Annotated in this window: 20 protein-coding genes; 10 read left to right on the plus strand and 10 right to left on the minus strand. The window is 73.1% G+C overall.

Features of this window, described 5'->3' with window-relative positions:
- The first annotated feature begins 46 nt into the window (after window positions 1-46).
- Window positions 47-598, plus strand: a complete 552-nt coding sequence (locus IE265_RS06370) for a SigE family RNA polymerase sigma factor (RefSeq protein ID WP_190034357.1) — start codon at window positions 47-49, stop codon at window positions 596-598.
- The gene (locus IE265_RS06375; RefSeq protein ID WP_190034358.1) at window positions 595-1,326 is read left to right on the plus strand and encodes a hypothetical protein; all 732 of its coding nucleotides are present in this window, start codon (window positions 595-597) and stop codon (window positions 1,324-1,326) included. The genes IE265_RS06370 and IE265_RS06375 overlap by 4 nt, the downstream gene beginning before the upstream one ends.
- 136 nt (window positions 1,327-1,462) lie before the next feature.
- Here IE265_RS06375 and IE265_RS06380 read toward each other — a convergent pair whose 3' ends face one another.
- A complete protein-coding gene (locus tag IE265_RS06380) occupies window positions 1,463-1,744 on the minus strand; it encodes a hypothetical protein (RefSeq protein ID WP_190034359.1) in 282 nt (93 codons plus the stop codon).
- A gap of 497 nt (window positions 1,745-2,241) precedes the next feature.
- Here IE265_RS06380 and IE265_RS06385 point away from each other — a divergent pair, with 497 nt between their 5' ends.
- Together IE265_RS06385 and IE265_RS06390 are read left to right on the plus strand one after the other, a co-directional pair.
- Complete coding sequence (locus IE265_RS06385) at window positions 2,242-3,078, plus strand: hypothetical protein (RefSeq protein WP_190034360.1); 837 nt, start codon at window positions 2,242-2,244, stop codon at window positions 3,076-3,078.
- 205 nt (window positions 3,079-3,283) lie between these two features.
- Entirely contained in the window at window positions 3,284-3,520 is a 237-nt protein-coding gene (locus IE265_RS06390) for a hypothetical protein (protein WP_190034361.1), read from the plus strand.
- A 342-nt stretch (window positions 3,521-3,862) separates the two neighbouring features.
- Here IE265_RS06390 and IE265_RS06395 read toward each other — a convergent pair whose 3' ends face one another.
- The gene (locus IE265_RS06395) at window positions 3,863-4,624 is read right to left on the minus strand and encodes a phosphoglyceromutase (RefSeq protein WP_190034362.1); all 762 of its coding nucleotides are present in this window, start codon (window positions 4,622-4,624) and stop codon (window positions 3,863-3,865) included.
- Between the two features lie 228 nt (window positions 4,625-4,852).
- Here IE265_RS06395 and IE265_RS06400 point away from each other — a divergent pair, with 228 nt between their 5' ends.
- On the plus strand, window positions 4,853-6,367 hold the full coding sequence (locus IE265_RS06400) for an MDR family MFS transporter (protein WP_190034363.1): 1,515 nt from the start codon (window positions 4,853-4,855) through the stop codon (window positions 6,365-6,367).
- 19 nt (window positions 6,368-6,386) lie between these two features.
- Here IE265_RS06400 and IE265_RS06405 read toward each other — a convergent pair whose 3' ends face one another.
- A complete protein-coding gene (locus tag IE265_RS06405; RefSeq protein ID WP_190034364.1) occupies window positions 6,387-6,863 on the minus strand; it encodes a DUF2000 family protein in 477 nt (158 codons plus the stop codon).
- Here IE265_RS06405 and IE265_RS06410 point away from each other — a divergent pair.
- A complete protein-coding gene (locus IE265_RS06410; protein WP_229916060.1) occupies window positions 6,862-7,719 on the plus strand; it encodes a helix-turn-helix transcriptional regulator in 858 nt (285 codons plus the stop codon). The two genes, IE265_RS06405 and IE265_RS06410, sit on opposite strands and share 2 nt — an antisense overlap.
- Here IE265_RS06410 and IE265_RS06415 read toward each other — a convergent pair.
- From IE265_RS06415 to mshA, 3 genes are all read right to left on the minus strand, one after another.
- Window positions 7,698-9,392, minus strand: a complete 1,695-nt coding sequence (locus tag IE265_RS06415) for a glycosyl hydrolase family 28-related protein (protein WP_229916061.1) — start codon at window positions 9,390-9,392, stop codon at window positions 7,698-7,700. The genes IE265_RS06410 and IE265_RS06415 overlap by 22 nt on opposite strands.
- Window positions 9,393-9,524: 132 nt before the next feature.
- A complete protein-coding gene (locus IE265_RS06420) occupies window positions 9,525-10,025 on the minus strand; it encodes a type III secretion system chaperone family protein (protein WP_190034367.1) in 501 nt (166 codons plus the stop codon).
- On the minus strand, window positions 10,018-11,355 hold the full coding sequence (gene mshA, locus IE265_RS06425) for a D-inositol-3-phosphate glycosyltransferase (RefSeq protein ID WP_190034368.1): 1,338 nt from the start codon (window positions 11,353-11,355) through the stop codon (window positions 10,018-10,020). Before mshA ends, IE265_RS06420 begins: the two co-directional genes overlap by 8 nt.
- Window positions 11,356-11,740: 385 nt before the next feature.
- Between mshA and IE265_RS06430 the strand changes: the two genes are divergently transcribed.
- The 3 genes from IE265_RS06430 (at window position 11,741) to IE265_RS06440 (ending at window position 15,839) form a co-directional block, all read left to right on the plus strand.
- A complete protein-coding gene (locus IE265_RS06430) occupies window positions 11,741-12,559 on the plus strand; it encodes a class I SAM-dependent methyltransferase (protein WP_190034369.1) in 819 nt (272 codons plus the stop codon).
- Window positions 12,560-12,933: 374 nt separating this feature from the next.
- Window positions 12,934-14,031: a C40 family peptidase gene (locus IE265_RS06435; RefSeq protein WP_190034370.1), complete on the plus strand. Its 1,098-nt coding sequence runs from the start codon at window positions 12,934-12,936 to the stop codon at window positions 14,029-14,031.
- 380 nt (window positions 14,032-14,411) lie between these two features.
- The gene (locus IE265_RS06440; RefSeq protein ID WP_190034371.1) at window positions 14,412-15,839 is read left to right on the plus strand and encodes a PP2C family protein-serine/threonine phosphatase; all 1,428 of its coding nucleotides are present in this window, start codon (window positions 14,412-14,414) and stop codon (window positions 15,837-15,839) included.
- Between the two features lie 499 nt (window positions 15,840-16,338).
- Here IE265_RS06440 and IE265_RS06445 read toward each other — a convergent pair whose 3' ends face one another.
- The 4 genes from IE265_RS06445 to IE265_RS06460 form a co-directional block, all read right to left on the minus strand.
- Window positions 16,339-16,677, minus strand: coding sequence for a DUF2516 family protein (locus IE265_RS06445; RefSeq protein ID WP_190034471.1), 339 nt, complete (start codon window positions 16,675-16,677; stop codon window positions 16,339-16,341).
- A gap of 118 nt (window positions 16,678-16,795) precedes the next feature.
- A complete protein-coding gene (locus IE265_RS06450; protein ID WP_190034372.1) occupies window positions 16,796-17,398 on the minus strand; it encodes a hypothetical protein in 603 nt (200 codons plus the stop codon).
- Window positions 17,399-17,500: 102 nt separating this feature from the next.
- Window positions 17,501-18,034 carry a helix-turn-helix domain-containing protein gene (locus IE265_RS38215; RefSeq protein WP_229916062.1) on the minus strand — a complete coding sequence of 178 codons (534 nt, stop codon included), beginning with the start codon at window positions 18,032-18,034 and terminating at the stop codon, window positions 17,501-17,503.
- Between the two features lie 290 nt (window positions 18,035-18,324).
- On the minus strand, window positions 18,325-19,077 hold the full coding sequence (locus IE265_RS06460) for a sulfite exporter TauE/SafE family protein (protein ID WP_190034373.1): 753 nt from the start codon (window positions 19,075-19,077) through the stop codon (window positions 18,325-18,327).
- Between the two features lie 395 nt (window positions 19,078-19,472).
- Here IE265_RS06460 and IE265_RS06465 point away from each other — a divergent pair, with 395 nt between their 5' ends.
- On the plus strand, window positions 19,473-20,390 hold the full coding sequence (locus IE265_RS06465; RefSeq protein ID WP_190034374.1) for a LysR family transcriptional regulator: 918 nt from the start codon (window positions 19,473-19,475) through the stop codon (window positions 20,388-20,390).
- Window positions 20,391-20,393 lie beyond the last annotated feature (3 nt).

Genomic DNA, 20,393 nt, shown 5'->3' on the forward strand with positions numbered 1-20,393 from the left:
GCCCCCGTCCCGCCCCCCACGCATCCGACCCGAGGGACCGCAGGTCGTGCCGCACGAGTTCACCGACAACCCCCAAGTCCACGCCGAGGGCGCGGACTTCGCCGCGTACGCCACGGCGGCCTGGCCGCGCCTGGTGCGCACCGCCCACATGCTGACCGGCGACTTCCACGACGCGGAGGACCTCGTCCAGACAACGCTGGCGAAGGTGTACGCGCGTTGGCGGCGCGTACCGCGCGAGGACATCGACTTCTACGTACGCCGTTCGCTGGTCAACAACAACCTCAGCCGGACGCGCAAGAGACGGGTGGCGCAACTGCTGATGCCGTTCGTGCCCGAGCGTGCGCACCAGCGCGAGCCCGGTCACGCGGAGGCGGTCACCCAACGGGCCGCTCTGGACGCGGCGTTGGCCGCCCTGTCCGCGCGGCAGCGCGCCGTGCTCGTGCTGCGCTACTGGGAGGATCTGGGCGAGGCCGAGACGGCCCAGCTGCTCGGCTGCTCGATCGGCACCGTCAAGACCCATGCCCGGCGCGGCCTGGAGGCGCTGCGGGCCCACCCCCTGTTCACAGGCCGCAACCCCGTTTCCGGAGCCCGCCCATGAACCTCCCGTCCCGTTCCGCGCGCGCCTCGGCCGAGGCCGAGCGGCTGCGCGAGGTGTTCGCCGACGCCGCGTACGACGTCACGCCCTCCGCCGTGCCGCTGGGCGCCATCGAACGCGAGGGCAGGCGGCGCCGCCTGCGCCGCAGGACCGCCGCGCTGGTGGCCGTCTGCGGGGCGGTGCTCGTACCGCTCGCGGTGGCCGGGCTCCGCGACGCACCGGCGTCCGGCCCCGACGGGTCGGTGAACCCGGCCGCCACCGCCACCACGGGCCCGAGCCCCTCCCCCTCGGAGGCCGGCGGGAGGCTGCGTACGGTGGCGCCCGACGAGCGGGTGCGGGTGGGTGCCGGCATCGAGATCCGGCTGTCGGAGGACGGCGAGCACTGGACGGAACCGGGGTCGGCCGAGCAGTTCCGCAGTGTCGTGGACGGCAGTCTCGACATGAGCGTGCCGGGTGTCTCGCTCCGGATCTCCGACCAGGAGGACGGCCGCAGCCTGCTGTCCGGGATCTTCCACGGCCCGGGCCGTCCCGCCCGGGCCGAGGTCGCGATCGGCGCGGTCCGCATCGACGCCACCGTGCTGAGCCTCCGGGGCGACCCGGGCTGGGGCGTCTGGTACGCGCTGCCGAGACTGCCGGACACCCCGACCTCCTCCGACGCACGCCCTCCGTGGACCATCACGGTGTACGACAGCACGGGCGGCGTACTCGCCAGGCGGGAGTACCGGCCCTAGGACCGGGTCCGGTCGCGGCGGGTGGCCGGCCGGGGGCCCGGCGCGGTGAGTGGCGGATCAGGTGGACCGGGCGCGGCAGGTGGCGGACCGGGTGGACCCGGGCCTGTAAGGACCCGCGGCGCGCGGCAAGTCGCTCTCAGGACTCCGCCGGGCCCGGCAGGGGGTCGGCGGCCTCCGGGGCCGGGGCTTCGGGCGTGCTCACGTAGGGGACGGCCGCTATGCGGCGGCCGCGGGCGGCGGTTTCGACGAGGGAGCGGGCCACCCGCTCGGCGTCGTCGGGGGACAGCAGGATCTCGTCGGTCCACAGGATCGACAGCCTGACGTTGCCGTTCACCATGTTGACGCCCACTTCGACCTCGCGGCCGTTGCCCGTCACGTCGGACACGTTCAGGTCGAGGTCGCTGCTGTAGACGCCCATGGTCTGTGGACTCCGTCGGATGGTGGGTGCGGGGGGATCGGGTGGTGGGTGCGGGGTGGATCGGGTGCGCGGCGAGGGCGGCGCTCACCCTCGGCCGGGGACGGCGATTCACGCCTCCTGGGGCCTGCCGCGGCCCGTCGGCCGCGATGTTCGGGCGTGCACCGACGACGAGGCCCGGCAGCTCTGGGTCCCAAGCCGGAAGTGCGTCCGTCCGTACGGGGCTTCGGGGTGCGTCATGCCGGCAAGGATGCACCCGGTCCCGGCTCCGGACGAAGCCATTTTCGCGGCGCCTGCCCGCGTGGCAGAGCCGCCGCTCCTTGCCCCGGGCCTCGACCGCCCGGCCGCTGGAGTCGGCCGGGGCAGTGCGCACCGCAACTGACCTTCTCCGTCGGCCCTTTGCCGAGACACCGCCTCGGGCGGAGGACGAGGAAGGGGACCAGATGGGTGTGGTGAAGGATGGCCTCGGACAACTCCGGCAGCAGGGAGCGCTTCCTCCGATGACCGCACAGCCCGCACAGCCCGCACAGCCCGCACAGCCCGTGCACCTTGAGCGCAGCGGCCCCGAGACCGCCCGGGCCATGGGTGTACCGCCGTTCAAGCCCTCTCTGGTCAAAGCGGTCTTCAGCGACGTGACCCGGATGCACGTCTCCCGGTCGGCCGTGTGGGCTGCCGGGTCGGTGACGCGGACCGTGCTGACGGAGATCATCGACGGCGCGAGGAGAGCGGCGGAGGCGGAGGCACGGAAGAAGCTGGTTCCCGGGGACCTGCTCTCGGCGATCGACCGGAACGTCGAACTGGAGGTGGGGGCCGAGTGGTACGCCCACAGCCCGACGTTTCACGGCCTGACCGGTGTCGTGCACGACGCCGGGGGTGCCGTCGTGCCTCCTCGCCGGCGCGGCAGGTCGCGCAGACCGAGTGCCGTGGTCGGCGCCCACAGGTTCGAGGCCGGGGTCAGGAGACTGCTGCGGAGCCGGGGGACGACGGCTGTCCCGGCGATGGTCCGCGACCTGGACGGGATCGCGAGCGTGTTCCTGACGGACCTCGCCCGGGACGCGGCCATGGTCGTACGCGAGGGCGGGGTCAGGCGTTTCGGTACGGTCACCGCATTGCTGCCGGGCCAGCCGGTCCCGGTCCCGGTCCCGGTCCCCGAGGGTGCCGTCCGCGCCCTGTCCGCCCGCAGAGGGGACGGGCGGACCATCGGCAGGGACGACGTCCTGGCCGCCACCGCGATGCAGTTGTTCGGCGGCGACCTCCGGCGGCGGGCCCTCACCGAGGCGCGCGAGGAAACTCGGCACACGTGGGCCGGCGTCCCTCACGACAGCGCACGTCGCTGAGCGGAGTCACCGGGCAGGTCTTCCGACCGCAGAATCGCGCGGGCTGAAACTGCCGTGACCGACGCTGAATGAGACGGGGACTGAGACGGAGAGGACATGCCCCGTACGGGGGAAACACACCCTGTTCGACCTCCGCGACCCTTGCTGCGCCCCTATGTTGCGTCTCGCTCTCGCACACTCAGCCTCACCAAGGAGCCGACGCGGTATGGCGACACCTCCCGGTCAGCAGCCTGCCCAGCCATACGGGCAGCCTCCGATCATCATCATCAACAACAGCAGTTCCGCCGCGGCCTCTTCGGCGTCGGTCATTGGCGGGTCGGGCCTGAGGCGTCGGCGTCAGTCGCTGTGGGCCCACTTCTGGCTGTTCATGTTCACTGCGGGCATCGGCAACATCTTCTACGCGATGCACGTGAACCGCTGGAACCGGGATCGAGGTCTCTGACCGCAGGTGGAGAGGCGGACCCTTCCGGCTCGACGCCTTCGAGGATGGCATCCCTGTCGACGGAGCAGCCCATCGTGGCCGTGTTCCCGTGACTCCCCGGGATCGCCACCGAACGCCCGGATCACCTCGTCCTCCGTCTTCCCCGCGATCACCGAGATGGTGTAGGCGTCGGACTCGGGGGCATCGGCCCACGCGTATCGGGCGACAAACTGCGCCATCATGCATGCCGCGCCTTCTCGGGCAGGTCTCCGGCCGCAAGGCTGAGGGCCCAGAACGGTCCCAGGCCATGAAAACGCCTCCCACCCGCGCCGTATGCGCGGGTGGGAGGCATGATCGCGAAGGTTACTTCTTCTTGCCCTGGTTCTTGACCGCCTCGATCGCCGCCGCGGCCGCGTCCGGGTCGAGGTACGTGCCGCCGGGGTTCAGCGGCTTGAAGTCCGCGCCGAGTTCGTACGACAGCGGGATGCCCGTGGGGATGTTCAGGCCCGCGATGTCGGCGTCGGAGATGCCGTCGAGGTGCTTGACCAGGGCGCGCAGCGAGTTGCCGTGGGCCGCGACCAGGACCGTGCGGCCGGTCAGCAGGTCCGGGACGATGCCGTCGAACCAGTACGGGAGCATGCGGACGACGACGTCCTTGAGGCACTCCGTCTGCGGGCGCACCTCCGGCGGCAGCGCCGCGTAGCGCGGGTCGTCGAACTGCGAGTACTCGGCGTCGCGGTCGAGCGGCGGCGGCGGGGTGTCGTACGAGCGGCGCCACAGCATGAACTGCTCCTCGCCGAACTCGGCGAGGGTCTGGGCCTTGTCCTTGCCCTGGAGGGCGCCGTAGTGGCGCTCGTTCAGGCGCCAGCTTCGGTGGACGGGGATCCAGAGGCGGTCCGCGGACTCCAGGGCGAGCTGGGCGGTCCGGATCGCGCGCTTCTGGAGCGACGTGTGGACCACGTCGGGCAGCAGGCCGGCGTCCTTGAGCAGCTCACCGCCGCGGACTGCCTCCTTCTCGCCCTTCTCGTTGAGGTTGACGTCCACCCAACCGGTGAACAGGTTCTTCGCGTTCCATTCGCTCTCGCCGTGGCGGAGGAGGATCAGCTTGTACGGTGCGTCGGCCATGCGCCCGAGCGTAATCGACCCGGCAGATCCCCCGCGCGCCCGCCCGGAAGCCGGACACTTGACGGCTTCTGCTAATTGAGTGGTCTGGCGGAACCCCGGAATCGTAACGTGTGCTCACCGCTTGAGCCGCTTACATGACTCGGGTGTCGCGCCGACGGAGGCCGACAGCCGGGCCGTCCGCGTGCCCCGGCGGCCGGACAGCCACTGATCTGACACACGGGGGACCCGATGCCGCTCGACGCCCTGAGACGCGCCGGCCGAGAGACCGTCTCAGGACTCCCCCGGGAGTTCTGGTGGCTCTGGACCAGCACGCTCGTCAACCGGCTCGGCGCCTTCGTCGCCACCTTCATGGCGCTGTACCTGACCCTGGACCGCGGCTACTCCGCCTCGTACGCGGGGCTCGTCGCCTCGCTGCACGGTCTGGGCGGCGTCATCTCCTCGCTCGGCGCGGGCGTGATGACGGACCGGCTCGGCCGGCGGCCCACCCTCCTCGTGGCGCAGTCGTCGACGGCGGTCTCCGTCGCGCTGCTCGGCTTCGTGCACCACCCGGTCGCCATCGCCGGCGTCGCGTTCCTCGTCGGCATGGCCAGCAACGCCTCCCGCCCCGCGGTGCAGGCGATGATGGCCGACATCGTCCGTCCGGAGGACCGCGTACGGGCCTTCTCCCTCAACTACTGGGCGATCAACCTGGGTTTCGCCGTGTCGTCGATGGCGGCCGGGTTCATCGCCGAGTTCAGCTACCTCGCCGGGTTCCTCATCGAGGCGGGGATGACGATGATCTGCGCGATCGTGGTCTTCGCGAAGCTGCCCGAGTCGAAGCCCGAGCCGCTCGCCAAGGAGGCGGGCGAACCCGCGGTGGGCCTCGGGACCGTACTGCGGGACAGCCGTTTCATGAGCGTCGTCGGCCTGTCGTTCCTCGTCGCGCTGGTCTTCCAGCAGGGGTCGGTGGGCCTGCCGGTGGCGATGGGCGCGGCCGGATTCACCGCCGCCGACTACGGCATGGCCATCGCGGTGAACGGCGTCCTCATCGTCGTCCTCCAGATCCCGGTCACCCGTTTCATCCAGCACCGGGACCCACGACTGCTGCTGGTCGTCTCGTCGCTGCTGGCCGGGTACGGGTTCGGCCTCACCGCGTTCGCCGGTTCGGTCGGCGTCTTCGCGCTCACGGTCTGCGTCTGGACCCTCGCCGAGATCGTCAACGCGCCCACGCAGACGGGGCTCGTCGTGCGGCTCTCGCCGACGCACGGCCGCGGCCGTTACCAGGGCATGTACACGATGTCCTGGGCGGTCGCCGGCCTCGTCGCGCCCCTGATGTCCGGTGTCGTCATCGACCGGTTCGGGGCGCAGTGGCTGTGGGGGATCTGCGCGGTGGTCGGCACGGCGGCCGGTCTGGGCTACGGACTCCTGATGCGGCGGCTGCCGGACGAGGAGCCCACCACCGGCACCACCCGGACCACCGGCCCCAGCGGCCCTGCCGCGGGCACCACCCGCCGAACCAGCCCCACCAGCGGCCCCGCCGACAGCCTCCGCCCCGGCGCGACCGCACCGAACCCCGCACCCGCACCCGCACCCGCACCCGCACCCGCCACCATCTCCGAACCGGTACCGGTGCCCGCGCCCACGTCCTCCGGCGTCGCCGTCCCCGTGCCCCTGCCGATGTCCGTGCCGCCGCAGGCACCGCTCGCCCGGCCGGCCGGCCCAGGGGCCGCGGCGGCGGAGGCAGGGACTCCGAAGGGGCGCTGAGCCGACCGGACCGCACCGTTCAGGGATGCATCCGGGCCCCCTTGAGGACCTTGTCCACGGCGTTGCGCGGGCCGTGGACCGCGAGGCCCACCACGTCCAGTTCCGCGGTCGGCACGGCCCGGACCGCCGCCCGGTTGTCACGGTCGTTGCCGGTCGCGAACAGGTCCGAGGTGAAGACGGACCGGGGCAGGGCACGGGAGAGGGCGCGGTCGCGGGCGGCGGTCAGGGTCTCCTTGGAGCCCTCCAGGACCAGCACGGGCTGCCGGAACATCGGCAGGTAGCCGACGCCGTCCGCGTCCTCGTACGGCTCTCCCACGACCTCGGGGACCTCCGTGCCCAGGCCGCTCACGAGGAACGCGGTCACGTTCAGCCGCTGCCAGGGCTCGAGGTCCTCCCGCAGCAGGACGGCGATCTTGGTGTCGAAGCGAAGGGGTTCGGCGTTCATGCACCGAGACTGCCGAACCCCGTACCGCCCCGTCTTGTACGTTCTTTGCATGGTGCCCCGGTCCGACGTCGCTGCCTCTGCCACCGACGCCGACACCGACGCCGTCACCGACACCGTCACTGCCACCGTCACCGCCTGGCGGCCCCGCGTACCCGGCGTGGTGGAGGTCTTCCACGCGCACTTCACCGAGTACGCGTACCCGATGCATGTGCACGACGCCTGGACGCTGCTCATCGTGGACTCGGGAGCGGTGCGCTACGACCTCGACCGGCACCGGCACGGCACTCCGGACGACACGGTCTCGCTGCTCCCGCCTCACGTTCCGCACAACGGCTCGCCCGTCACCCCCGACGGGTTCCGCAAGCGGGTGCTGTACCTCGACCTCACCCGGCTCGACGAGAGCTACATCGGTCCGGCGGTGGACGGGCCCGACCTGGCGGACCCCGTGCTGCGCCGGCGCGTCGCGGGGCTGCACGACGCGCTGGCCGGCCCCGGCGACGAGCTGGAGGCGGAGAGCAGGCTGACGCTGATCGCCGAGCGGCTGCGCGGGCATCTGCGGCCGTCGGCGGCCGGCCCGCCGCCGCGTCCCGACCGCACGGTCGCCCACCGCCTGCGGGAACTCCTCGACGAGCGGCTGCTCGACGGCCTGACGCTGGAGGAGGCCGCGGGCGAGCTGCACGCCCACCCCGCCCACCTGGTGCGCGCGTTCAGCTCGGCCTTCGGCATCCCGCCGCACCAGTACCTGATGTCCCGCCGGGTGGACCGGGCCCGCCGCCTCCTGCTGGAGGGCGGCACCCCGGGCGAGGTGGCGGCCGGGACCGGCTTCTACGACCAGTCGCACCTGACCCGCCACTTCAAACGGCTGGTCGGGGTGTCGCCCGGGCGCTACCGCCTCAGCTCGCGCTGAGCGTCGTACAGGTTCCGGGGGCGTACGGCGTCCGTCGTGCCGTACAGCTCAAGGCGGGAGTCCAGGGGGCCGGTGAAGTCGGGTACGTCGATCTGGTCGAACTCGGTGACCTCGTTGATGCCGACGGTGGCGCTCGACGGGGCGAGGCCGTCGATCCTCACCAGGCCGGCGCGGCCGTTGGTGACGCGGATGTTCCAGTGGGTGAAGCGGGCACCGAAGAGCGGCCCGGCACTGGCGTCCCCTCCGTGGCGGCCGTCGTTGGTGACCGTGATGTCGGTGCGGACGTTCGCGAACGGCATGCCGCGGTGCGAGTCGAAGGTCCCCATGCGCATGTCGCCGCGCGACCAGACGTTGTACGAGGAGAGCCCCTCGACGTTGATGCCGTGGAGCTGGGTGCCGGCGGGGGCCGGGACCGTGCGGGCCGCGATCGTGAAGCCGTCGACGAGGTTGTCGTGCGAGCCCTCCCGGCAGAAGTAGGGGTGGTGCGCGCCGCGGCCCTCGACGCGGGTGTCCCGCAGGGTGCACGCGGAGGCGGCGACGAGTCCGAACCCGTTGTCCACATGGCGTACGACGACGTCGTCGGCCCAGCAGTCGTACGCGCACTGGAAGGTGACGCCGTTGAGACCCCGGTCGAGGAGGTGCGGGGCCTGCGGGGTCTCGACGGCCTCCAGGGTCAGTCCCTCGACGCCGGAGCCGGTCAGCGCCTCCGCGTGGGTGGTGAGCCGCGGATCCCACTCGGGGCGCACGTCGAGCGGGAGCGGACGCTCCAGGGTGACCGTCCTGCCGCGCACGCGCGCGACGCGCACGGGCCACTCGTACGGGACGTAGCTGGTCAGCTTGGTCTTGTCGTCCCAGACATAGGCGCGGGCCCCCGGGCCGTCGCCCGCCATGTGCCGCAGGAGGGTGTGGCCGGTGTCGTCGGCGAGGCGCAGCAGGACGAGCCGTCCGGGGCGCAGCCGGGAGGGGTCGGCGACCCGCACCGACCAGGAGCCGCGGGCCGCGGGTTCGACGGTCGTGAGCGTGCGCCACTCGTCGCGCCTGTTGCCCGTCCACCCCTCGAAGGGCCAGTCCTTCGCCCGGATCGCGGCCGTCAGGCTCGCGAAGCGGTCGGCGGGGCAGAGCCAGACGAGCCCTCCCGCCCACGACCACGACGACTTGTCGCCGCCGTAGCGCGAACCGTAGGGGCCGATCAGCTCGGTGAGGTCGCGGGTGGCGTACAGCTTCGTACGGTCGCTGCCGGCCCCGCGCAGGACGACGTCCGAGTGGCCGATGCGGATCAGGCCGTCGACACGGTAGGTGCCGGGAGGGATGAGCACCGTGCCACCGCCGGCCCTTCCGGCAGCGGCGATGGCACGGTTGATCGCGGGGGCGGAGTCGGCCGAGCCGTCCGCCGTGGCACCGTGGGCGCGGACGTCGGTCACGACGGGCGGGCGGGGGAAGCGGGCCGCCCCGGCCCGCCTGCCTGCCCTGCCGACGTACGGGATCTGCGGATGGGCGAACGGGGTGCGGGTGAACTCGCCCCAGAGGGCGGGTACTTCACCGGCCCGCCGGGGTGCGTCGGAGGGCGTGCGCGTCGCCGCCCCGGCCGTTCCGCCCGCCGCCGCCCCCGCCGCGACGGCTGTCGCTCCGGCGAGCAGTGCCCTCCGGGTGGGGCCCACGCCACGGTCACTCATACCGAACCGCCTTCCAAAGAGGGCAACTCCATGGATGTGAACGACGTTCAGATCTGCGTCTGCGGCGAGCATGCCACGGGGCCCCGGCGGACGGAAGGGGGTGAACGGCGGTTGCTGGTACGGACCTTGGGGTCAGTCCGTCGAACGCTTGGTCAGGTGACTGAACGCGTCCAGGTTGCGGGTCGACTCACCGCGGGACACCCGCCAGGCGTACTCCTTGCGGATCGCCGAGGCGAAACCGAGCTCCAGCAGGGTGTTGAAGCTGCCGTCGGCGGCCTCCAGCACCGAACCGAGCAGCCGGTCGACCTCGTCGGGGGTCACGGCGGCCAGCGGGAGTCTGCCGGAGACGTAGATGTCGCCGAGCGGGTCGACGGCGTAACCCACCCCGTAGAGCTTGAGGTTGCGCTCCAGGAGCCAGCGGTGCACCGCCGGCTCGTTCTCGTCCGGGTGCCGGATCACGAAGGCGTTCAGCGACAGGGAGTGCCGGCCGACGATCAGCGAGACGGTCGTCGACAGCTTGCGGGTGCCGGGCAGCTTCACCACGAAGTGCCCGGGCTCGGGGCCCTCCCACTCCAGCTCGGCGTCCTTGAGGACCTCCTCGACGACGCTCGCCGCCCGCTGCGTGTCAGCCATGGTGGGAGCGTACGCGACGGCGGTGCTCCTGCATGGCGGCCGTGTAGACGTCCGCGGTGGCCGACGCGGCCGTGTCCCAGCCGAAGGACTCGGCGTGCCGGGCGGCGGCCGCGCCCATCCGGTCCGGGAGCGCGGGGTCGTCGGCGAACCCGCGCAGCACGCGCGCGTAGTCGACGGGATCGTGGCCGGACACCAGGAAGCCGGTCTCCTCGTGGCGCACGGCGACCGGCAGGCCGCCGACCGCCGCCGCGAGCACCGGGGTGCCGGCGGCCTGCGCCTCTATGGCGACGAGCCCGAACGACTCGCTGTAGGAGGGCATGACGAGCACCGACGCGGCCCGGAACCAGTCCGCGAGCTGCTCCTGACCGACCGGCGGCCGGAACCGCACGACGTCGGCGACACCGAGCCGGGCGGCGAGCTTCTGCAGTCCCTCGGGCTTGGCGAGACCGCTGCCGCTCGGACCGCCCACCACCGGAACGATGATCTTCGAGCGGAGTTCGGGACGCTCCCCCAGGAGCACGGCGACCGCCCGCAGCAGCACGTCGGGCGCCTTGAGGGGCTGGATGCGACCCGCGAAGAGCGGTATCAGCGCGTCCTGCGGGAGCCCGAGCCGGGCACGGGCGGCGGCCCGTCCGTCGCCCGGACGGAAGCGTTCGAGGTTCACCCCGGGATGGACCACGGCGACCTTGCCCGCCTCGGCGTCGTAGTGCCGTACGAGCTCGTCGGCCTCTTCGGAGGTGTTGGCGATGAGCCGGTCGGCGGCCCGCACGATCTGCGTCTCGCCGATGACGCGGGCCGCGGGCTCGGGGGTGTCGCCGTCGGCCAGCGCGGCGTTCTTGACCTTCGCCATCGTGTGCATCGCGTGCACGAGCGGGGCGCCCCAGCGCTCGGCGGCCAGCCAGCCGACGTGGCCGGAGAGCCAGTAGTGCGAGTGCACCAGGTCGTAGTAGCCGGGGCGATGCCCGGCCCAGGCCTGCATCACGCCGTGCGTGAAGGCGCACAGCTGGGCCGGCAGGTCCTCCTTGGCGAGACCCTCGTACGGGCCCGCGTCGACGTGCCGCACCAGCACGCCGGGCGCGAGTTCGACCTTCGGCGGCAGCGCCCCGGTCGTCGACCGGGTGAAGATCTCGACCTCGATGTTGATCGCGGCCAGGCGCTGGGCCAGCTCCACGATGTAGACGTTCATGCCGCCCGCGTCGCCGGTCCCCGGCTGGTGCAGGGGCGAGGTGTGGACGGAGAGCATGGCCACGCGGCGCGGTCTGCGGTGCAGCCTGAGCCTGGAAGGGGCTGCCGGCGAGCGGCGCCCGAGCCTGCTCACGTACTGGCTCACGTGGCGTTCCTCCTTGCTGCGGACCTGCTCGGACCCGGGTGCGGGACCGTGCTGCGGGCATGCCTGACGGAGGACGTGGAACGCCCTCCAAGTTCGAGAACGCCGGAGCCCTCCGCTCCATTTCCTCTTTGCTGAATCATTACCGGTTGTCGCTCAACCGTTCGAGTGCCGATTGCGTGCCGCTCGGGACCGGCGCCTCGGTCGGCGGCCCTCGCGAGCCTCCGGCAGCGCCCCCCGCGCAACCGCCGACCGACCCTCCGACCGGGTTCCGTACGGACTCCCCGCAGCTCCGGGCAGGCGTGCTTCACGGAGGGCGAGGCGCCGCCCGCCCCGGGTCGCCCCCGGGACCCGGGCTCGCGCACCGCCGCCGCATACCCTCGTACCCATGACAGCCCGCGCAGCCTCCCGCCCCGTGGGAACGGTGACGCGCGGGACCACGAACCCGAACCGCCTGCGCCGCATGGACCGCTGGATCGCGGCCGTGCACGGCGCCGAACTGCGCCGGGTGGACGATCCGGTGGCCGTCGACCTCGGGTACGGCGCGGCCCCCTGGACGGCGCTTGAGCTGCTCCAGCGCCTGCGGACCGCGGCCCCACGCACGCGCGTGGTGGGCATCGAGATCGATCCGGCCCGCGTCGCGGCCGCGAAGCCTTACGAGCGGGAGGGGCTCGGCTTCCGGCACGGCGGGTTCGAGATCCCGCTGCACCGGCGGCCGCAGCTCATCCGCGCGGCGAACGTCCTGCGCCAGTACGACGAGGAGGCGGTCGCCGAGGTCTGGTCCCGGCTGTGCGCCCGTCTCGCCCCGGCGGGCGCGGGCTCGCGCGGCGGACTCCTCGTGGAGGGGACCTGCGACGAGATCGGGCGCCGGCACGTGTGGGTCGCGCTCGGCCCCGAGGGCCCGCGCACGGTCACCCTCGCCACCCGGCTCGGCTCCCTGGACCGCCCCTCCGACCTGGCGGAGCGCCTGCCCAAGGCCCTCATCCACCGCAACGTCCCGGGCGAACCGGTGCACGCGTTCCTGCGGGACTTCGACCGCGCCTGGGCCGCCGCCGCCCCGTACGCCTCCTACGGCGCGCGCCAGCGCTGGATCCGGGCGGTACGCGACCTGGCCGCCGACTGGCCCGTCGTGGACGGGGCCGCGCGTTGGCGGCAGGGCGAAGTGACCGTGCGGTGGGACGCGTTGGCCCCGCTGCCCCGGCCGTAGCCCGCCCGCACACGCGGCACCGCCCGCCCGCGACCGTCCCCGCCCTCACGGCCGTTCCCACCCTCACGGCCGCCCCCGCCCTCGCCCCGCGCCCACCCGCACCCCTGGCCGCACCCGCACCTCCGGCCGCACCCGCGTCGCGGGCCGCATCCGCATCCCCGGGGTCGTGGCGCACCGGGAACGATCCCGCTGAGTCGTTCGTCACATTGGCGGGGATCAGGGGCGGGATCATCGCCCGGCGGGCAGTGAGGGGAGGGAACGAGGGCCGACGGGGAGGGAGTTCCCGTCCGCCCCTGTCGCATTGCGCGCCACCGTGGCACGATCCCCGGGGCGTTCGTAAGTTACTGACGGTAAATCAGCTTGGGGGTTGGTCCATGGGAGCCGGCAAGCGGAGCCTGACCACTACGGCCATGGCCCTGGCCTGCGCGGCGACCATTCTGTCCGCTCCGGGAGTGGCGTACGCCGCCCCGAAGCCGACCCCGACACCGACCCCGGCGCCCACCCGGACACCCGTCCCGAGTCCAACGCCGGTGAGCACGAAGGACCTTGAAGAGGTCCGGACGAAACTGGACACTCTCTACCACGACGCGGCGGTCGCCACGGACGCGTACAACGCGGCCGAGGAGAAGGCCGAGCGGCAGTCCTCCCAGATCGTCGGCCTGGCCCGGGAGATCGTCGAGGGCCAGGCGCGCCTGGACAGGCTCAAGCAGCGCGCGGGGGCCGCGGCCCGGGCCCAGTACCGCGGCGGCGGGCTGCCGGACGAGGCCCATCTGGTGCTCAGCGACGACCCCCAGGAGTTCCTCGACGGCGCGGGCCGCGCCCGCCAGGGCGCGCAGGCGACCAAGGGCCTGCTCGCCGAGATGAGGCGGACCCAGGAGGACTTGGAGCAGTACGCGCGCGACGCGGCGGCCCAGTGGAAGAAGCTGGAGGCCAACCGCGAGGCGAAGGCGAAGGCGAAGAAGAAGGTCAAGAAGCAGATCGCCGCCGCCGAGGAGCTCGAGTCGCAGCTGGAGAAGGAGGAGAAGGACCGCCTGGCGAAGCTGGAGGAGCAGGCCGCGTACGAGGCGCAGACCGCCTGGCTCGGCTCCGGGGTCCTCGACGAGATCGACGGCAAGGCATCCCCCGAGGGCAAGAAGGCCGTGAAGTACGCGACGGCGCAGATCGGCAAGCCCTACGCGTGGGGGGCCGAGGGCCCGAACACCTTCGACTGCTCCGGACTGACCTCGCAGGCCTGGGCGGCCGCCGGGCGTCCCATCCCGCGCACCTCGCAGGACCAGTGGAAGCGGCTGGACCGCGTCGCCGTCGCGGACATGCGCCCCGGCGACCTCGTCATCTACAACTCCGACGCCAGCCACGTGGCCATGTACATAGGTGACGGCGCCATCGTGCACGCGCCGCGGCCGGGCCGCGACGTCACCGTCGCGGGAGCCGGCTCGATGCCGATCCTCGGAGTCGTGCGCCCCGACAAGTAGCGGCCCCGTCCGGCCCCGCGGGCCGTTCCCCAGGAGCGGCTGGGCCGGCCCACGGGGCGTGGACACCACTCCCCGCGGCGGTACGCACCGGGACGCGGGGCTTGTTCGCTCCGCGGCCGGCACCCGCGTGACCTGCCGCACGTGACGCGCGGCACGTTCCCCGTGCCGAGTGAACCTCCGGGGCGTGATGTACGTCATCCCGGGCGGGCGCACACACTGCCCAATTGCGGTACGGGATGCGGCATATGACGGCGGCTGTTTTCCGGGCGCCCCGCCGTCCGCCATTCCTTTGTGACTGCGCCTGACGCTATGGTCCCCGTCGGTGGGTCGAGGTCCCTCGGCCCGCCATGCCCTCGGGGGGAGGGAAGGAACCCAAGACGATGCCCGTACCCGTACCGCGGCAGAGAGCGATCCCCGCCGTGGAAGGTGGTCAGGCGCCCGCCGCGCCCTCAGCCGGCGGGCCTGCCCCGACCGCGCCCGGCGGCGTGCCCGGCCAGGTGCCGCACGCGGCGAGGCGCGGCGCCGGCGGCGACACCGACCACGGCGGGGCCGCCCGCAACAACGGCGGTGCCCACCCGGGCACGGCCCCGCTGACGCTGCTCGTGATCGAGGACGACCCGTCCGCCGCGCTGAGCGTGCCCGAACTGCTCGACGCGGCCGGCAAGCCCATCCGCGTACGCACCGCCCGCAACCTCACCGAGGCCGAGCGGCTGCTCACCGACGACGTGCAGTGCATCCTCCTCGACCTCGCGCTGACGACCACCGGCCGTGCGGCCGCCGAGGCCGGGCAGGACGACGAGCTGGCCACGCTCAAGCACGTGCTGCGCCTCGCCCCCCGCCACGCCGTTCTCGCGCTCACCGCGTCCGAGGACGCCGCGCGCGGTGCCGAGGCCGTGCGCGTGGGCGCCCAGGACTACCTCTTCCGGGACGAGCTGGACGGTCGCCTGCTGAGCCGGGCGATCCGGTACGCGGTGGAGAGGAAACGTTCCGACACGGCCGAGCGGCGGCTCACCGAGTCCAAGCTGCGCGCCCAGGAGAACGCCCGCCTGGAGCGCGGGCTGCTGCCCACTCCGCTGCTGGAGGGCTCCTCGCTGCGGTTCGCCGCGCGCTACCGGCCCGGCCGCTCGCGCGCGCTGCTCGGCGGCGACTTCTACGACACGGTCCGCACCCCCGACGGCACGGTGCACGCCATGATCGGCGACGTCTGCGGCCACGGCCCCGACGAGGCCGCGCTCGGCGTGGAGATGCGCATCGCCTGGCGCGCGCTGACCCTGGCGGGTCTGTGCGGCGACGAGCTGCTGTCGACGCTCCAGCAGGTGCTGGAGCACGAGCGCGACAACGACGAGATCTTCGCGACGCTCTGCACCGTCGACATCGCGCCCGACGGGCGCCGGGCGGGCCTCTGCCTGGCCGGGCACCCCTCGCCGCTGATCGCGCGCCCGGCCCGTACCCGCGCGATGGCCGGCGCGGACGGCCCGGCACCGCCGCCCGTCGCCGACCTGCTGCCGTACTTGAACAGCGGCCCCGCGCTGGGTCTGCTGCCGAACGCCCGCTGGCCGCGCCAGCAGGTGGAGCTGGGCGGCGAGTGGAGCCTGATGCTCTACACGGACGGCCTGATCGAGGGCCGCACGGGCCGGGGCAAGGAGCGGCTCGGCCAGGACGGGATGGTGGACATGGTCCGCCGCCAGCTGGCGCAGGGCCTGCGCGGCGAGGAACTGCTGCGCGCCGCCGTGAACGAGGTCAGGGACCTCAACGGCGGGGAGCTGACGGACGACGTGGCGGTCCTGCTGCTGGACCGCGTGCCGTAGCCGGACGCGGTCCGCGGCACTCCGCCGGCCGCGCGCCCGGCCGCCCGGAGGAAGCGCGGGCCGCACCGCGACGGGCCGCGCCGGACCGACGGCTCTTCCCGGGAGCGGCCGAGCCACGGGAGTGCTGCGGTCCGAGGCGGACGTCATGGGAGCGCACGCCACGAGAAGGGTGCCCCGGGCGGGCACGGACCTGAGGGACCGCCGGCCCCCGGACCGGCACCGGGAACGACACCGGGAACGGGAGCGGATCGGCCCGACGCCCCCGACCGGAACGCGTCCGGCCCCGGCGGACCGGACGAACACGGAACCCGCCCGTCCGGGCCGACCACCAATCCAGGCCGACCACCCATCCGGGCCGACCAGCCGACCGGCCGCCCGGGGCGCCCGGCTGCCCGGACAAACGCAGCGGCCGCCGATCAGGGATGGTCGGCGGCCGGACAGACGGGCGGATCCGAAACCGGCCGATACCGGCCGGGCGGACCGCGTGGATCGGGCGGACTCAGCGTCCGCCGTTGTACGGCCCGTACGGACCGTCGCTGCTGCTGCCGCCGCGGCGACCGCCTCCGCCGCCCGAGACCTGCTTGAGCGCGGGCCGGACGTCGACGAAGAACACGATCGTGGCGATGAGGCCCGCGATCTGCAGGAAGACCATCGGGACCAGCAGGTTCACGGCGACCGTGACACCCAGGATGATCAGCCAGAACATCTTGTTCTGCTTGTCCGCCGCGCGGTAGGCGTCGTCGCGGGCGAGACCGGCCAGGACCAGCGCCACCACCGCGAGCACCAGCATGGCTGTGAAGATCAGCCACATGACGCCGCCGAATGCCGTCAACAGCACTTCGCCCACCACCCGATTCGAGTCGTCGTCCCTACGCGGTCACCGTACCCGCAGAACGGGCCGGGGACTCCGATCGTGCCCGGAGTCCCCGACCCGTTCCGCTCTGGGGAACCGCTGTTCACTTGGTCGGCGGCGTGGTCTTCTTGGCGACCGGCTTGCGGGCGGCCGGGGCCTTCTTGGCCGGCGCCGGCTTCTTGGCCGGGGCATCGGTCACGACGGCGACGGGCTTCGTCTCCTTGACCGCGACCTTGACCTCGCCGGGCTCCGCCTTCGGCTCGACGGCCACGGCGATGTCCTCGATCTCCTCGGCGGCCTCGCCGCGCCAGGTGCGTACGGCCTGCTCGCCGTGCTCGGCGACCTTCTCGTACGTCTCGCGCGCCTTGACGGCGTACTCGGCGGCCACGCCGACACCGCGCAGCGCGATGTCCTGGGCGGTCTCACCGATCTTCTTGAGGTCGGTGTCGAGCGTGCCGATGATCTCGTTCACCTTGGTCTGGAGGGTCACCTGCGCCTCCTTGGCGCGGGCGGTGGCCTTCTCCTGGACGGAGTTGGGGTCGATGCCGCGCACGGCCTCGATACGGGCCGGGGCCTCGGCACGCAGCTGCTCCACGACGCCGGGCACCTTCCTGGCCTGCTGGAGGGCCAGGTCCGCGGTACCGGCGGCGAAGTAGAGCGGGGTGGGGTTGCTGAACGTCTTGCGCAGGTCGTCGGTGATCGCCATGGCGATGGTCCTCCCGGAATGTCTGTCGTGTGGATCGTGAGGGTTGTGCGTCGCGGTCCTCCGCGGCGGCCGGCCCGGCACACCGGGCCCGGACGTGCCGGGTCAGCTCGCGGAGGACTGCTGGTCGTGCGGGTCGTTCAGGTCGTGCGGACGGTTCGTGCCGTGCGGGTCGTCCGGTCCGGCGACGCCTCCGCCGACCGGTCCGGCCCTGTCAACGACGGTCGCCCCGGCATCCGTTACGGCACCGGCGTCCGTTACCTCCGAAAAGTCCTCGCCGGTCCTGATCTCGAACCCGTTCTCCTTGCGGAAGGACTCGTAGATCTGGAGCAGCACCTGCTTCTGCCGCTCGGTGAGCGTGGGGTCGGCGAGCAGCACCGCACGCGTCTCCACCTCGTCCCGGTCACGCTCGGCGTCGAGGATGCCGGCGCGGACGTACAGCGTCTCCGCGGAGATCCGCAGGGCCTTGGCGACCTGCTGCAGCACCTCCGCGCTCGGCTTGCGCAGACCGCGCTCGATCTGGCTGAGGTACGGATTGGACACCCCGGCGGCCTCGGCGAGCTGCCGCAGGCTCAGCTGCGCGCTGCGCCGCTGCTCCCGTAGGTACTCACCGAGATTTCCGACGTTGAGTGATGCCATGCCCCCACCCTGCACCACCCTTGCTAACTATTGCAAGCACCCGCTTGCAAAAGTGTGCCAGGCCACTGCCGGACGGGTTCCGGCGGTACGCGGCGCCCGTCGGGGTCGGCCGCCCGGGCCACCGGGCGCCCGTTCCGTCATACGCGACTCCGTCGTGCGTACCCCGTCGCGACACGCCCATTCCCGGAGGGGCGCAGGGGCGGGAGAACCCCGGACACTCCAGAACCCCCGTGACGGAGAGGGCGGCCGCTCGGCGGCGCGAGTCCGAAGGGGGCACGGGCACGCCGGGTTCAGACGGCCACGGCGACCGCCGCCGTGACGCCGACGGCGACGATCAGACCGCGCAGCACGGCGGGCGAGAGCCTGCGGCCCACCCGGGCGCCGAGCAGCCCGCCGACGGTCGAGCCCGCCGCGATCACCCCGACCGCGGCCCAGTCGACGTGGGCGACGGCGATGAAGACGACGGCCGCGACCCCGTTGACCAGGGCCGCGAGTACGTTCTTGACCCCGTTCAGCCGTTGCAGGTCGTCGCGGAGGAGCGAGCCCATGAGGCCCATGAGCAGCACTCCCTGGGCGGCTCCGAAGTAGCCGCCGTAGACGCCGGTCACCAGCACTCCGCACCACAGGGGCGCGCCGCCGTCTCCGCCGCGCTCGTTGCGCCGCGCCTTGAGCCGCCGGTTCAGACGGGGCTGGAGCAGTACGAGTGCGCACGCGGCCAGGATCAGTACCGGCACCGCCGCCTCGAAGGCGTCGCTCGGCAGGGTCAGCAGCAGCACCGCGCCGGTGAGCCCGCCGAGCAGCGAGGCGAGGCCGAGTCTGAGCAGCCTCGGCCGCTGCCCCCGCAGTTCCTCGCGGTAGGCGTAGGCGGCGCTCACCGAGCCGGGGACGAGCCCGACGGTGTTCGACACATTGGCCAGGACCGGCGGGAAGCCGAAGGCGAGCAGCGTGGGAAAGGTGATCAGGGTTCCGGAGCCGACCACCGCGTTGATGCCGCCGGCCGCGACAGCCGCGGCGCCGATGGCCACCGCCTCCAGTACCTGCACGTGTGGTCCTCTCCCTGGACGGTGAAGTCGAACGGTTCAGTGCCCGGGCGGTGCGGCCGCCCGGCCCACCCGGACCGCCTTACCGGCGGGCGCCCCGGCAATCCGGGCCTGCGGCAGTCCGAGCCGTCCGGCGGTCGGGCCGACCGGCGGTCGAACGGTCCCCCGACCGAACCGTGCCACACGGTCGGACGGTCCTCGGCCGGGCCGCGACCCACCCGGTCCGACAGGCAGGGTGGTCCGGCGGGTCGGCACCCGGTCCGCTCCGAGCCTCCTCCGGATGAGGCGGATCGGCCGGGTTGCCGCCCTGGGACCCGTCAAAGATCGTCCCGTTCGGCGGTAACCCAAGTCAATCCTCGGGTTTCCTTGCAGACCTCCAAGCTGTAGCTTCACTCGCCGTGACCCTCGACGACCTCCGCGTCTTCGTCGCCGTGTGCCGGAGCGGCAGCCTGAGCGGCGTGGCCCGCGACCTGTCCTGCACCCAGTCGGCGGTGAGCCAGCACGTCAAACGCCTGGAACGGGAACTCGGCCTGAGTCTCCTGGAACGGCATCCGCGCGGCGTCGTACCGACCCAGGCGGGGCAGTTGCTCCAGGCCGCGGCGGCCGGCGGGCTGGGCGACATCGACCAGGCACTGCGCCGGCTGCGGGACGTCGTGGACGGCGAGGCCGGTTCGGTGCGGATCACCACCGGCGCCACGACGGTACGGCACTTCATGTCGGACGCGATCGTGGCGTTCCGCCGCCTCCACCCCCAGGTCAGCCTGGAGTTCCGGACCGCGCACTCCAGCCGGAGCTGTTTCGACGCCCTGATCGCGGGCGGACTGGACCTGGCCTGGATCACGCTGGGTGAGCCGGTGCGGGGCATCGAGCAGCGGCCCGTGGTGGGACTGCCCTGGGTCCTGGCCGTGCACGCGGACGACCCGCTCGCCGACGAGCCCCACGTCACCATGGAGGATTTGGCGGGCATACGGCTCATCCGGCTGCCCGAGAACGCCACGTCACGCGGTCTCCTGGACGGCTGGCTCGGTTCGGCGGGCATCGGTCCGGCATCCGATACCAGCGTGGCCGACTGGGACACGGCGATCCTGCTCGCGGAACTCGGTCTCGGCCACGCGATCGTGCCCGACCTCCCGGGCGGGCACGGCCGGGACCACCCCGACCTGCGCCTGGTCCCGATCCCCGGACTGCCGCCGCTGTGGACCGGCTGGGCCGTGCGCCGCTGGGAGGCGCTGTCCCCGTCGGCCAGGGCCTTCGCCGACATGGTCGCCGCCCACTGCGGCGGCCCGCCGGCGTCGCCGCCTCCCCCCACCGGCTGAGGG

The organism is Streptomyces fructofermentans, from assembly GCF_014651055.1.
GTDB lineage: Bacteria > Actinomycetota > Actinomycetes > Streptomycetales > Streptomycetaceae > Streptomyces > Streptomyces fructofermentans.